A 13,705-nucleotide genomic window follows, 5' to 3' on the forward strand; every position below is an offset into this window, starting at 1 on the left:
GGAGCGGCGGAATTCGCCGCTCCGCGCTTTCCTGGCAGGGTGGGCGCATGCGGATAGGAGTCCTCGGGTCGCTGGACATCGGTGCCGGCGGCGAGAAGGTCGTCGTGGGCGGCGTTCGACTGCGCACGCTGCTCGGTCGGCTCGCGCTGGACTCCGGGCGCACCGTTTCGGTGGAGACGCTGACCGAGGCCCTGTGGCCAGGCGCCGACGGGCCCGCCGACCGCGTGCACGCGCTGCACTCGCTGGTGTCGAGGCTGCGGCGGCTCCTGCCGGACGCCGTGCTGCGCGAGTCCAGCGGATACCGGCTGAACGCGGAATCGGTGGACTGCGAGCAATTCGAGGAACTCGCCCGCGATGGCCGCAGGGCTCTGCACGACGGGCACATCGAGCAGGCGGGCCGGTTGCTGCGCGAAGCGCTGGCGCTGTGGCGCGGAGCCGCGTTCGAGGACGTCCCGGACGCGCCGTTCGCCGTGGCGGCGCGGGCGCGGTTGGCCGAGCTGCGGCTCGCCGCGATCGAGGACCGGGCGCAGGTCGATCTGCAGACCGGAGCCGAATCCCCGCAGCTGGTGACCGAATTGCAGGCCCTGACCGCGGCGCATCCCGACCGCGAGCGTGCCCGGGCACTGCTGCTGCGCGCGCTCCAATCGACCGGGCGAACGGCCGAAGCGCTGAGCAGCTACGAGGAATTCCGCGTGGCGCTGGCGGAAAAACTCGGCGCCGACCCATCGCCGGAGCTGCGCGAGGCGCATCTGGCCGTGCTCCGCGAGGAAACGACCACCCGGCCGCGCGGCGGCAACCTGCGCGCCGCGCTGACGAGCTTCGTCGGGCGCGATGCCGAACTGGCCCTGGTCGACCGGAGGCTGGCCGAGCACCGGCTGGTCACGCTGACCGGCCCGGGAGGCGTGGGCAAGACGCGGCTGGCGACGACCGCGGCCGCCGCCCTTTCTGGTGAGCAGGCGGTCTGGTTCGCGGAACTGGCACCGGTTTCCGACCCGGCGGACGTTCCACAGGCGGTTCTCGACGCTCTCGGGCCCAGGACGGCGCCGCACGGACGGGACGCGCTGGATCGGCTGGCCGACGCGCTGTCACCGGCCCCGGCCGTGCTGGTGCTGGACAACTGCGAGCACCAGCTGGACGCGGTCGCGTCCCTCGCGGCCGGGCTGCTCGGCAGCTGCCCGGACCTGCGGTTGCTCGCCACCAGCCGGGAGCCGCTGGGCCTGCTCGGCGAGGCGCTGGTGCCGGTGCCGCCGCTGGGCCTGGCGCCGTCGGGCGCGGACGTCGCCGGTGTGCTGACCAGTCCCGCAGGACGGCTGTTCGTGGACCGGGCGAGGGCGGCGAACCCGGATTTCGCGGTGACGGCCGGGAACGCGGGCGTGGTCGCCGAGATCTGCCGGCGCTTGGACGGCCTGCCGCTGGCCATCGAACTCGCCGGCGCGCGGGTCCGGTCGTTGCCGGCGGATCGCGTCCTCGCGCTGCTCGACGACCGGTTCCAGCTGCTCACCCAGGGAAACCGGGCCGCGCTGCCCCGGCACCGCACGTTGCGCGCGGTGGTCGACTGGAGCTGGGACCTGCTCGACGAGGCGGAACGATCGGTCGTCGCAGCTCTGGCGGTGTTCGGCGGTTCGATGACCGCGGAAGCCGCCGGGCACGTCTGCCCCGCCGACGTGCCCGCCGCAGTGGTCCTGTCCGCGCTGGTGGACAAGTCGCTGCTGGTCGTCGATCCGGTCCACGATGGACGGTCGATCCGGTACCGGATGCCGGACACGATCCGCGAGTACGGCTTGGAGAAGCTGGCCGACGCCGACCAGGTCCGGGCCGCCCACGCGCGGTACTTCCGCGAGATCGCCGAGCAGGCCGCACCGCACCTGCGCGGACCGGAACAGCTGGAATGGGCGCCCCGGCTCGCCGCGGACCGCGACAACTTCCGCGTCGCGCTGCGCTTCGCCTGCGGCGCGGGCGACGCGGACACGGCGATCCGGCTCGCGACGGCGCTCGCCTACTACCTGACCATGCACGGCGATCACGCCGAGGCGGCCCGGCTCCTGCGGACGGCGCTGGAACTCCCAGCCGACGCCACCGCGGCGAACCGCGTCCCCGCCACGGCCGCCTACCTGCTGAACGCGGTGCTCTCCGGCGAAGTCGCCCCCGAGGCGATCGGCAGATGCCGCGAAGCCGCCGGCAGCGAGCACCCTTCCGGAGCCGTGGTCGAGCCGCTCATCGCGCTGCTCACCGGGGATTTCGACGCGGCCCTGGCGGCGATCGACCGGCGGCAGCCGCATCCGGCGCCGCTGGCGCGGGCGATGCTGTCGTTCGTGCGGGCGCTGGTGAACGGCAACCGCGGTGCCCTGCCGAAGACCTGCGACGACCTCGCCACGGCCGCCGAGCGGTTCCGGGAGCTGGGCGAGCGGTGGGGGTTGGTCAGCTCGCTGACCTACCTCGGCATCACGCGGACGATGCTCGGCGATCCCGACGCGGCGATCGCGGCCCTGCGGCGCTCGATGACCCCGGCCCGCGAGCTCGGCAACGACCACCACCAGCGGATCTGGCTGGCGACCGCGTACGCGCACGCCGGGGACGCCGAACGCGCGGAAGCCGAACTGCGCGGCGTGGTCGAGTCCGAACCGGCAGCCCAGCACCTCGCCCTCGCTCGGCTGAAGCTCGGCGACCTGGCGCGCGGTGGCGGCGACCTGCTGGCCGCGGACGAGCAGTACGACCTCGCGTGGTGGGCGGCCGGGCCGCGGCGAGACGTCGACCCGGTCTTCCGCTCGATGCACGGAATGGCCCGGGCGCGCCTCGCCCTGGCCCGCGGCACGTGCGACGAGGCCCGGCGCGACCTGCGATCGGCGCTCGCGGCGGCGTCGAAGACATCGGACCTGGTCCTGGTGGCGGCGATCGGCAGCGCGATCGCCGAACTACCGGCCCGAACCGGGGAATTCGCGGCGGCAGCGGAACTCCTCGGAGCGGCCGCAGCGCTGCGAGGAGCGCCGGACGCGCTGAACCCGGACATCGCGCGCCTGGCGAGCGAACTGGGCGCGGCGCTGGGCGAACGAGCAGCGTCCGAAGCGACGGCCCGCGGAAACGGCCTGAACCACCACGAGATCCTCGGCCTCTTCGAGTTCCACCTCGCAGGACCCGGAGGCACGGGTCGGTGAGCCCGCCGGGGCGGCTGCGGAGGCTGCCCCGGAAGTGGCGAAGTCTTCCGGGCGAGGTCGGCGTTTTCGCGCGAAACCGTCATCCGCCAGGCGTGGGAACGCCGCTTTCGCGCGAAAGCACCGCGAAGACCACGTCCCCGGCAGCCCCTATCGCGTCCCGAGGAAAAGCCGCAGCATGGGCGATGCGCGTGATTCCCGCTGGTGAGGTCGTTTCCGGTGGGTGTTGTGGTGCGTCTCATCGGTCGCGCGCGGCGAGGGGGGTTTCGTACCGGGGCGATCAACCGGGACAATGCGCGGCCATGGCCTATGAGCGCGCAGATCCCCGAGCCGGTGATCCAGGGCGGCCGGGACCCGGACAACCCTCCGAGCGGCCGGGGCCGCCACCCGGAGCACCGCAGGGCGGACCGCCGCCGGCACGGCCTCCGCAGCCACCGGGCCAGCCGCCGCAAGGCCAGATGCCGCCGGGTCAGATGCCGCCGGGCCAGATGCCGCCGGGCCAACCCGGGCCGCCCCGGCAGGGGCCGGGTCAGCCGATGCCGCCCCAGCCGGGACCGCACCAGGGTCCGCCGGGACCGCCCGGTCAGCCGGGTGGCGTGCAAGGCCCGCCAGGAGGTCAGCCCGGACCGCCGCCCGGCCAGCAACAAGGCCCGCCGCCCGGACCGCCGCCGGCAGGCCAGCCGACGCAGGTGGTGCCGCAGGGACCACCGCCAGGGGGCCAGCCGACGCAGGTGGTGCCGCAGGGCCCGCCCCCGGGAGGCCCGCCGATGCCGCCGCCCGGCGGTCCGCAGGGTGCTGCGCCGTCCGGGACGGTGCCGATGGGCCAGTCGACGCCGGTCGGGCAGCACCCCATCCAGCAGCCGCCCGCCAACCAGCCCCCGGCGACGCGCATCCAGCAGCGCATGGAGCCCCCGGAACCCGAGCCGTTCCGGGACCAGGGCACGCTCCGCGACCCGGAGCCGTACCAGGACCGCTATCGCGACGACCAGTACGACGACCGCTACCGCGACCCGTACCAGGACCGCTACCGGGACGACCAGTACGACGATCGCTATCGCGACGACCCGTACCGGGATCACTACCGCGACGACCAGTACCGGGAGCCGGAGCGCGATCGCTACCGGGAGTCCCGCGCGGACCGCCACCGGGACCGGGACCGGGACTACGACGACCGCCGCGACCGCGGGCCGCGCTTCCAGGGGCCCAGCGCCGACGCGATCGGCCGCGTGGTCCAGGTGTTCACGGCGCTGATCGCGCTGGTGTTCGTGCTGCACATCGTCTTCTCGGTCGTCGGCGCCAACCAGGACAACGACTTCGTCGCGTTCACCTACGGCACGGCGAAGTTCTTCGTGTTCGGCCTCGGCGACGTGTTCACCCCGGATGACGCGACGATCGGCTTGATCCTGAACTACGGCCTCGCGGCGCTGATCTACCTGTTCGCGGGCCGGATCATCGCCCGCGCGCTGAAGCGCTGAGCGTTCTCCGGTCGTGAGTGTTTTGGAGTGCCATAGCAGTCCAAAGTGCTCACGACCACGCTGGAGAGCCTCGGCATTCATGAGTCGGGGATCCCACAGCGAGAAGGCGACCGCAATTCCCGCAGGGGGGCCGCCACCCGCGCCGCCGCGCGGAGCGAGTCTGGGAACAGGTTCTAGAGCGGGTGGCCGTAGCGGGCGAGGACCCGGGCGCGCAGCTCCGGGTCGTTGCGCGGCACCGGCTCCAGGAACACCTCGTCCAGTTCCGCGAATTCGGCGCGCAGCATCGAGTCGATGCGCACCACCGCGCGTTCCAGCTCGGTGGAGTCCAGCGTCGCGGCGAAGTCCAGGCGGGCGCAGAACAGCACCCGGTCGGTCCCGGTGTTCATGGACAGCACGTCCACGACGAAGTCCACCTCGGGCTGCTCCGCGAGCCGGTTCCGCACGGCCGCCAGCAGCCGCCGGTCGGCCTGCTGGCCGATCAGCAGCCCCAGGTTGGTGCGGGCCATGGTGTAGGCGACCGCGGCCAGCAGCGCGCCGATCGCGAGCGAGGCGAGCCCGTCCCAGGCGCTCGACCCGGTGAGCTGGTGCAACCCGAGCCCGGCGAACGCGAGCAGCAGCCCGGCCAGCGCGGCGCTGTCCTCCAACAGCACCGTCTTGACCGTCGGGTCGTCGGAAATCCGCAGGTGGTGGAGGATCTTGTCGCCGCTCTCGGCGGCCTCGGCCCGCACCTGCCGCATCGCGCGCAGCCAGGACACGCCCTCCAGGACGAACGCGATCGCGAGCACGACGTACCCGACCAGCGGCTGGGTCTGCTCCTCCGGCGGGCCGAGCACGGTGCGGAAGCCCTCGATGAAGGCGAAGACGGCGCCGGAGACGAAGATGCTCATCGCGGCGATCAGCGACCAGAAGTACCGCTCCTTGCCGTAGCCGAACGGATGGCGGGCGTCGGCGGGCTTGCCGGAGCGCCGCAGCGCGGTCAGCAGGAACACCTCGGTGCACGTGTCGGCCACCGAGTGCGCGGCCTCGGAGAGCATCGCCGCCGACCCGGTGATCACGCCGGCGAACGCCTTCATGGCCGCGATGGCCAGGTTGATGCCCAGCGCCACCAGCACCGTGAGCGTGCTCTCGCCGCCCTTGTCCGCGTCCGCCATCGTCGACTCCCGGTCCTCGTCGCTCCGGCGAACACGCTAGGCGCGCAGGGGTGGCCAGGCCCGTCAAGGCCGGTCACGCCGCGAGTTGGGCCTCCCGCAGCGCCGCGCGGATCTCCTCCAGCGCATCCGGGTTCCGGCGCGACGTGCTCGCGCGGCTCGCCGCCAGGCACCCGGAGATCACGCCGATCGAGCTCGGCCACTACGGCGACCGCGGGCTGCACCTGATCCTGCCGCTGCCCGTGCCGGTCGGTGACGTGCGCCGGCTCGCCTACGACACGGCGGCGCGGGATCACGGCGGCACCTTCAGCGCCGAGCACGGCATCGGGCCGAAGAACGCGGATATGTACCGCCACTACGTGTCGGAGGGCGCGCGCGAACTCCCGGCGGCGCTGAAGCGGCGCTTCGAACCGGACGGGATCCTCGGCCGGTCGCCTTCGTCACCTGACCGGGTGAGCAGCTGAAACGGGGTCCGTCCCGCGGGCCGGGCGACTTGGGCCGCGCCACATTTCCAGGGGGCGGCGGCCGTGTTATGCCCGGGCATGGCACCCTTGGGTTGGCTGTTCCTGCATTTCGCAAGGGTGCGGCTGCGCACGTACGCCCCGGTAGCGCCGGATAGCCGGGCCATGACCAGGAGTGGCTGAGTGGAAAGTTTTTTCTCCTTCATCCTCTACCCGGTGTCGGCGATCTTGTGGTTCTGGCACAAGATCTTCGGCGCCGTGCTCGGGCCGGACAACGGGTTCGCCTGGGCTCTTTCGGTGTTCTTCCTGGTGTTCTCGCTGCGTACGGTGCTGCTGAAGCCGGCGATCAGTCAGTTGCGCGCGGGCCGCAAGATGGCGAAGTTCGCGCCGCAGATCCAGAAGTTGCGCGAGAAGTACAAGGGCGATCGCCAGCGCATGGCGCAGGAGATGCAGAAGCTGCAGTCCGAGCACGGGGTGAACCCGCTCGGCGGCTGTCTGCCCGCGCTGCTGCAGATCCCGGTGTTCCTGAGCCTGTTCCACGTGCTTCGGAACTTCACGCCGACCGCGCAGAGCAACTTCATCTTCGACCGGGCGGGCGTCGAGTCGTTCATCAACGCCAACATCTTCGGCGCCAAGCTGTCCAACTGGATCACCCAGCCCGAAGCGGAACTCGCGCTGTTCGGCACCGACCGGACGTCCATGATGATCGTCGGCATCCCGCTGATGCTCATCGCGTCGGTGGCCACGTTCTTCACCATGCGGCTGTCGGTCAAGAAGCAGACCGACGCGGCGATGGCCAACCCGCAGTCGGCCATGATGGCCAAGTTCATGATGTACATCGCGCCGATCGGCGCGATCATCTCCGGTTGGTTCCTGCCGATCGCGGTGCTGCTGTACTGGCTGGCGAACAACGTCTGGACGCTGGGTCAGCAGCACTTCCTGACCAAGAAGATCGACCGCGAGCAGGAGCGCGAGAAGGCCAAGGAGATCGAGGCCAAGAAGGCGGCGCCGCGGCCGAAGCCGGGCCAGAAGCCGGTGCGCGCCGAGGCCAAGAACGGCGAAGCGGACGCGGAGCCGGCCGCCGCGACGACGGGCGGCGCGACCGCTGGAGGCGCGAAGCCTGCTGGCGGCAATCAGGCCGGCGGGGCCAACGGCCAGCGGCCGGGCAACCGGCCGGGCGGCAAGAAGAACCAGCCGAAGAACCGGCCGGGGAAGCAGGCCGCGTCGGCCAAGAAGGGCAAGAAGAGGCGTTAGGTCCGCAATTTCAATGGAAATCAGAGCTCTGATTTCCATTGAAATTGCGGCGAACGGAACGAAGGTTCCGTGATTCGGAAGTGGCGAAAGGGCCGGGGGAGGAAGATCCACCGGCCCTTTCGCTTGTTCCGGGACGTCCGCCGGCCGCCCGGAGGCGGTCGGGCGGGTTACTCCGGGGTGGCCACGACGATGCGGTTCTCGTCGTAGCCGAGATCACCGCCGACGTAGCGCCCGCCGCAGGTCACCAGCACCAGGCGATGCGCGCCGCCCTGGCCGAACAGCTCGCGGGCCCGGCCGGGCAGCTCGTCCTTGTCCACCGTGACGACCTCCGACACCCGGTACCGGTACTCCCGGCCGGCGTCGTCGACGACGGTGACCGGCTGGCCGGTCCGCGATTCCCACAGCTCGGCGAACGGCCCGACGGTGCCCTTCCAGTTGACGTGCCCGGCGAGCACCGTCGCGCCCTTCGGCGCGTCCAGCCCGGCGCCCCACCAGGTCGCCTCGCCGACGCCGTCCGGCACCGGCAGGGTTCCCGAGCGGTCGATCTCCTTGCGCACGAGCTCCGCCGTGCCGCCCTGCGGCAGCCGGATCGTGCCCGGCGGCTGCCCGGCCGGCACGTGCACCGGCTGGGCGGGCAGCGCCTGCGGGGCGACCGCCGCGGCGTGCGGTGTCGGTTCGGCCGGTGCGACCGGGACGGTCAGGGCGGCCGGCTGATCGCCGCCGAACAGGCCGCCGGCGATCAGGACGACCGCCGCGACCAGTCCGATGACGCCGACCGCCACCAGCGCGAACAGGGAACGTCGAGACTTGCTCACTGCTGCCGCCCCGCCCCGATCCGGCGGCGCACCGCCATCGCGCCGAAGGCCGCGACCAGGGTCAGGCCCGCCAGACCGCCGATCAGCCCGGCGGGGGTCCCGCCGTCCGCCGGGGTCGGGTCACCGGCCGGGATGTGGATCGGCACGGTCGGGGTGTTCGGCGTGTTGGCCAGGCTCAGCTCCAGCGTCTCGCCGGGCTGGACCGTGCCGGACACCGACGGCGGGTTCGCCTCGTCGAACGCCTCCTCGTAGCCCTTGGCGGGCGCGACCTCGGTGAGCTTGATCTCCTGCGGGGTGCGCAGGTCGGGCACGGTGACGGTGCCGTCATCGCCGGTGACGACCACGAGGGGCTGCCCGTCCTCGCCGAGCAGCGGGGTGCCGTCCTGGCGCAGCGCGGGCGAGCCGTCCGCGGCGGTCACGCGCAGCGAGACGCCCGCGATGCCCGCCTGGCTCTCCGCGTCGACCTTGCCGACGTGCACCACGCCGGGCGCGGTCACCGCGGTCGCGGTGGCCTCGACGGAGAGCTCCTGCTCGCCGCCGGTGGACACGACGCGCTGGGTCGTGTCGGGCTGGTTGACGGCCTGCCGCACGTACGGCCGCTCGGCCGGGGCGGACAGCTTGCCGGTGATCTTCGGGTTCGGGCCGGTCGGCGTGACCTTCAGCGCCAGCGGGCTGCCGTCCTCCGGCGTGGTGACGGTGCCGTCGGCGGCCAGGCCCTCGACCGTCGCGTCGGTCAGCGCGAGCTCGACCGGGACGCCGCCGACGCCCTTGTCGTCCGCGCGCCGCACCACGAGCGTCCAGTCCGCGGCCTGGCCGATGGTCTGCTCACCCTCGGGCGCGGTGAGCTCGGCCTTCCAGGGGCCCCGGTTCGCCGCGGCTTCCGCCTCGAGCTCCCCGACCGCGGCCTGAGCGCCCTGCGGCAGCTTGGCGAAGTGGGCGTCGGCGTCGTAGCCGATGCGCTTGAAGTCGTTGTCCGGGTCGAGGTCCGCCTGGCTGCGCGGCGCGGCGGTCCACGAGTGCAGCAGGTGCGCCAGCGCGGCGGCCTCGTCCGGCGACTGCGTGTTGCCGTAGCGCAGCAGCAGGTACGAGATGTTCGCCGCCACGTCGTCCGGCAGCTTCGTGCCCCACTTGGTCTTGAGCTCGTCGCCCGGCTGGTACTCCTCGCCGCTGTCCGGGGCGGTCAGCGCGAACTGCACGCACCAGACCTGCTGTCCGTTGACGAGGTAGGAACCCAGCCAGTCGCGGTCCGGTTCCGGGTTGCCCCGGTACGGCTGCCCGGGCCGGGTCTCGTGGCCGATCGCCTCCTGCGGGTCGGCGCTAGCGGCGCCCGGGGTGGCGAGCAAGCTGCCCCCCGCGAGCACGGCGGTGCCGAGCACCGCCGTGAGCCATTTCCTGAACATGCGCATGCAGCTCCAGTTCCGGTGGTGGAGGTGAGAGGCGCCACGTGCTCGTTCTGCGAACCCCGACCAGGAGCACGGGTCGCCTCACGCGATGATTCCGATCACGGAGCGTGTCCACAAGAGGTCATTAGGTGTACCTTTCCGGTTACTGCCCGCCGAAGGTCGCGCACGTACCGTTCGGTTCGGTCACCCATTGGGCCGTACCGCAGGTGTCCCGGCCTCGTTCGGTGCCTACCGGTCGCAGCGCCGGTGATCGGTTGGCGACTCGATGCGATCGTTACTGTTCGCGAAATCGATACCCAGTAGTGCCCCGCCTCGATGGGGAGCGGCGAGATCGAACGGTAAAGTCGGTTTTACCGAAACGGGAACCGGTCAACGCCCCCGATCGTTGTTCCGAGTGACGGCGCAAGCACGCCCCAGGAGGATGAGTTGCGCACATCGAGCAACCCAGCGTTCCGCAACCTGCCGACGACCGGCGGTTACGCGAACTTCAACTACGGCCAGGGGCAGCCTGCTGCGCCCTACGGCCAGGTGCCGGCTGCGCCGCCGCAGACCGCGCGACCGATGACCATCGACGACGTGGTCACCAAGACCGCGATCACGCTCGGCCTGGCGGTGATCACCGGCACCCTGACCTACCTGGTCGGTCCGCCGGCCGTCGCGCTGGCCCTGCCGGCCGCGATCATCGGCCTGGTGATCTCGCTGGTCATCATCTTCAAGAAGAAGGTCAGCCCGGCGCTGGTCATCGCCTACTCGGCGGTCGAGGGCGTGTTCCTCGGCGGCATCAGCTACGTGATCGCCCTGGCGGTCGGCAACCCGGGGATCATCATCCAGGCCATCGCGGGCACCGTCGGTGTCTTCGCGGCCATGCTGGTGGTCTACAAGACGGGCGCCATCCGCGTCACCCCGAAGCTGACCAAGTGGATCATCGGCGCTGTCGCCGGTGTCGCGGTGCTCATGCTGGTCAACATGATCGCCAGCTTCTTCACCCCGGGCGGACTGGGCCTGCGCGACGGCGGCGGCCTCGCGATCGCGTTCAGCCTGCTGTGCATCGGCATCGCGGCGTTCAGCTTCCTGCTCGACTTCGACGCCGCGGACCAGGCGATCAAGGGCGGCGTGGACGCCAAGTTCGCCTGGTACATCGCCTTCGGCCTGATGACCACCCTCGTGTGGCTCTACCTGGAGATCCTCCGCCTGCTCTCCTACTTCCAAAGCAGCGACTGACCCCCAGATCCCTGACCTGAAACGGGGCACCATCGTCCAACGGACGGTGGTGCCCCGTTTCGTATCCGGGTGCCTGCTTCGACGATGCAGACCGGCGGTGACCTGGCAGGAGGCCTGGCTGGCGTCAGGCAAGCGGCGAAGCCGCTTCCCGAGGTGAACCGCTACCGCAAGGCTCAAGGCGAGGCCCGCCGAAGCTGTCGCAAGCGGCGCAGCCGCTTAGCCCACCTACGCAACTCGCACCGCCGCGGGTTCTCAGAGGCCTTCTCGCGAGGACAGCCCCGCCACGACGTATTGGTCATACGTGTGCCGGGGATCCCGGAGTCGAGAAGGCCTCTGAGGTTCCGCTACTCGCACCGCTACGGAAAACGAGCCTGGAACCGAAAAGGAATCAGCTGAGGCGTTCGAGGACCATGGCCATGCCTTGGCCGCCGCCGACGCACATCGTCTCCAGGCCGAACTGCTTGTCGTGCCACTGGAGGGAGTTGATCAGCGTCGTCGTGATCCGGGCGCCCGTCATGCCGAACGGGTGGCCCACCGCGATCGCGCCGCCGTTGACGTTCAGCTTCTCCAGCGGGATGCCCAGGTCCTGGTAGGACGGGATCACCTGGGCGGCGAACGCCTCGTTGATCTCCACCAGGTCGATGTCGCCGATGCCCAGCCCGGCGCGCTTGAGCGCCTGCTTGGACGCCTCCACCGGGCCGAGGCCCATGATCTCCGGCGACAGGCCGGAGACGCCGGTCGACACGACCCGCGCCAGCGGGGTCAGGCCGAGCTGCTTGGCCTTCGTGTCGCTCATGATCACCAGCGCGGCAGCGCCGTCGTTGAGCGGGCAGCAGTTGGCCGCGGTGATCCGGCCGTCCGGGCGGAACACCGGCTTGAGCCCGGAGACGCCTTCCTTGGTCACGCCGGCCCGCGGCCCGTCGTCGGCGTCGACGACCTTGCCGTCGGGGGTGGTGACCGGGGTGATCTCGCGGCTCCAGAAGCCGTTGGCGATCGCCTTCTCGGCCAGGTTCTGCGAGCGGACGCCGAAGTCGTCCATCTCGTCGCGGCTGATGCCCTTGAGCCGGGCGAGGTTCTCGGCCGTCTGCCCCATCGGGATGTAGACGTCCGGGATCACGTCGAGGGTGCGCGGGTCGGTCCAGGAGTCCGCGCCCTGCTCGGCGGTCTGCTGGGTGCGCGCCTGGGCCTCGGCGAACAGCGGGTTCTTGGTGTCCTCCAGCGAGTCGGAGTTGCCCTTGGCGAACCGGGACACCATCTCGACGCCGGCGCTGATGAACACGTCGCCTTCGCCGGCCTTGATCGCGTGCAGCGCCATCCGGGTCGTCTGCAGGCTCGACGAGCAGTAGCGGGTGACGGTGGTGCCGGGCAGCTGGTCCTGGCCGAGCAGCACGGCGACCACGCGCGCCATGTTGTAGCCCTGCTCGCCGCCGGGCAGGCCGCAGCCCAGCATCAGGTCGTCGATGTCGGCCGGGTTCAGCTCGGGCACCTTGTCCAGCGCGGCGCGGATGATCTGCGCGGTGAGGTCGTCGGGCCGGAGGTCCTTCAGCGAGCCCTTGCCTGCTCGGCCGATGGGGGAGCGCGCGGTGGCGACGATGACTGCTTCGGGCATGGGAACTCCTTTGTTCGCGGCCGCGGAAACGCGGTGCGACCGCCTCGGGGCGACATGGCCGTACCAAGCGGTCACTTTAGATCCGGTACGACCATCTTCGCGGTGATGACGGTCACCGGGCAAGACCCAAACCGACCGGTCAGTACGTCGCTTCGGGTGAGCTCAGGAGGTTCCGCGCCGGTGCAGCCTGCGGTTGAGCCGCGCCACGATCCGGCTGGTCGGGCGGCGTGCCTCGGCCGCCTTCGACCTGGTCGGGGCGGGCGGCAGCGGGCCGCCCCGCCACTCGCCGATCGCCGAGCACATCGCGGGCAGCAGGATCGCCGCCGCCGCCTCGTAGCCCGCCGCCGAGGGGTGGAACCGGTCCGGGCTGAAGAACTCGCCCGGCCGCGCCAGGAACTCCGGCGACAGCAGGTCCGCCAGCGGCACCGCGCGCCCACCGGCCGCCTCCACCACGCGCCGCTGCGCGCGGCCGAGCGCGAGGCTCCAGCGCCGCGCGATGGAACGCAGCGGCTGCGGGATCGGCCGGATCGCGCCCAGGTCCGGGCAGGTGCCGACGACGACCGCGACCTCCGCGTCGACCAGCCGCCGCACCGCGTCGCCGAGCAGCTCCGCGCAGGCCGACACCGGCAGCTTCGAGGTGACGTCGTTGGCACCAATGATGATCAGGACCAGCCTCGGCGGGCGCAGCAGCGCGGCGTCCACCTGCGCGGCCAGCTCCTGCGACGTGGTGCCGACGATCGCGCGCGTGGTCAGCGCGACCGGCCGGTCGAGCTCCTCGGCCAGGCCGCGGGCCAGCCGCACCCCGGGCAGATCCGCCTGGAAGTCGACGCCGAGCCCCGCCGCGGCGGAGTCGCCGAGCACGGCGAACTCCAGCGGCTCGGAGCCGTCGGAGAGGTCACTGCGCGGCACCGGTCCGATGCCGTTGGGCAGGTGGATGCCGTCGGCGCGCAGGGGATCGTTGGCCGGTGGGCCGATCACCCGCCGCGCGTACCCGGCCTGCCCGTTGAGCAGCCCGTACGCCGCGCCGGAAAGTCCGCCGGCGGTGCCCGCCGCCAGCAGTGCGAGCCGGAATGCCTTCGCCGCGATCATTCGGCCCTCCCTCACCAGTCCTGCGGCCGGGTCACGGCCGCGCCAACGGGGGGTGGGAAATGGTCACCCACACCGCCGCTG

Annotated in this window: 10 protein-coding genes; 5 read left to right on the forward strand and 5 right to left on the reverse strand. The window is 71.8% G+C overall.

Features of this window, described 5'->3' with window-relative positions; translation table 11 throughout:
- Positions 1-47: 47 nt before the first annotated feature.
- Both ACWEV3_RS16675 and ACWEV3_RS16680 read left to right on the forward strand, forming a co-directional pair.
- Complete coding sequence (locus ACWEV3_RS16675; RefSeq protein WP_452614718.1) at positions 48-3,152, forward strand: BTAD domain-containing putative transcriptional regulator; 3,105 nt, start codon at positions 48-50, stop codon at positions 3,150-3,152.
- A 764-nt stretch (positions 3,153-3,916) separates the two neighbouring features.
- Complete coding sequence (locus ACWEV3_RS16680) at positions 3,917-4,624, forward strand: hypothetical protein (protein WP_452614719.1); 708 nt, start codon at positions 3,917-3,919, stop codon at positions 4,622-4,624.
- A gap of 173 nt (positions 4,625-4,797) precedes the next feature.
- On the opposite strand, the gene ACWEV3_RS16685 is transcribed toward ACWEV3_RS16680, so the two are convergent.
- Positions 4,798-5,775: a cation diffusion facilitator family transporter gene (locus tag ACWEV3_RS16685; protein ID WP_452614720.1), complete on the reverse strand. Its 978-nt coding sequence runs from the start codon at positions 5,773-5,775 to the stop codon at positions 4,798-4,800.
- 50 nt (positions 5,776-5,825) lie between these two features.
- Between ACWEV3_RS16685 and ACWEV3_RS16690 the strand changes: the two genes are divergently transcribed.
- A complete protein-coding gene (locus tag ACWEV3_RS16690; RefSeq protein ID WP_452614721.1) occupies positions 5,826-6,236 on the forward strand; it encodes an FAD-linked oxidase C-terminal domain-containing protein in 411 nt (136 codons plus the stop codon).
- Between the two features lie 180 nt (positions 6,237-6,416).
- Positions 6,417-7,487: a membrane protein insertase YidC gene (gene yidC, locus ACWEV3_RS16695; RefSeq protein ID WP_452614722.1), complete on the forward strand. Its 1,071-nt coding sequence runs from the start codon at positions 6,417-6,419 to the stop codon at positions 7,485-7,487.
- Between the two features lie 167 nt (positions 7,488-7,654).
- Here yidC and ACWEV3_RS16700 read toward each other — a convergent pair whose 3' ends face one another.
- The gene (locus ACWEV3_RS16700) at positions 7,655-8,302 is read right to left on the reverse strand and encodes a class F sortase (RefSeq protein WP_452614723.1); all 648 of its coding nucleotides are present in this window, start codon (positions 8,300-8,302) and stop codon (positions 7,655-7,657) included.
- The gene (locus tag ACWEV3_RS16705; RefSeq protein WP_452614836.1) at positions 8,299-9,702 is read right to left on the reverse strand and encodes an MSCRAMM family protein; all 1,404 of its coding nucleotides are present in this window, start codon (positions 9,700-9,702) and stop codon (positions 8,299-8,301) included. The genes ACWEV3_RS16700 and ACWEV3_RS16705 overlap by 4 nt, the downstream gene beginning before the upstream one ends.
- A gap of 429 nt (positions 9,703-10,131) precedes the next feature.
- Here ACWEV3_RS16705 and ACWEV3_RS16710 point away from each other — a divergent pair, with 429 nt between their 5' ends.
- The gene (locus ACWEV3_RS16710) at positions 10,132-10,926 is read left to right on the forward strand and encodes a Bax inhibitor-1/YccA family protein (protein ID WP_452614724.1); all 795 of its coding nucleotides are present in this window, start codon (positions 10,132-10,134) and stop codon (positions 10,924-10,926) included.
- Positions 10,927-11,314: 388 nt separating this feature from the next.
- Here ACWEV3_RS16710 and ACWEV3_RS16715 read toward each other — a convergent pair whose 3' ends face one another.
- Both ACWEV3_RS16715 and ACWEV3_RS16720 read right to left on the reverse strand, forming a co-directional pair.
- Positions 11,315-12,535 (reverse strand): acetyl-CoA C-acetyltransferase, encoded by a 1,221-nt coding sequence (locus ACWEV3_RS16715; protein ID WP_397526128.1) that lies wholly within the window; start codon positions 12,533-12,535, stop codon positions 11,315-11,317.
- Positions 12,536-12,697: 162 nt separating this feature from the next.
- The gene (locus ACWEV3_RS16720; RefSeq protein ID WP_452614725.1) at positions 12,698-13,624 is read right to left on the reverse strand and encodes an SGNH/GDSL hydrolase family protein; all 927 of its coding nucleotides are present in this window, start codon (positions 13,622-13,624) and stop codon (positions 12,698-12,700) included.
- Positions 13,625-13,705 lie beyond the last annotated feature (81 nt).

Source organism: Saccharopolyspora sp. NPDC003752 (assembly GCF_053605825.1).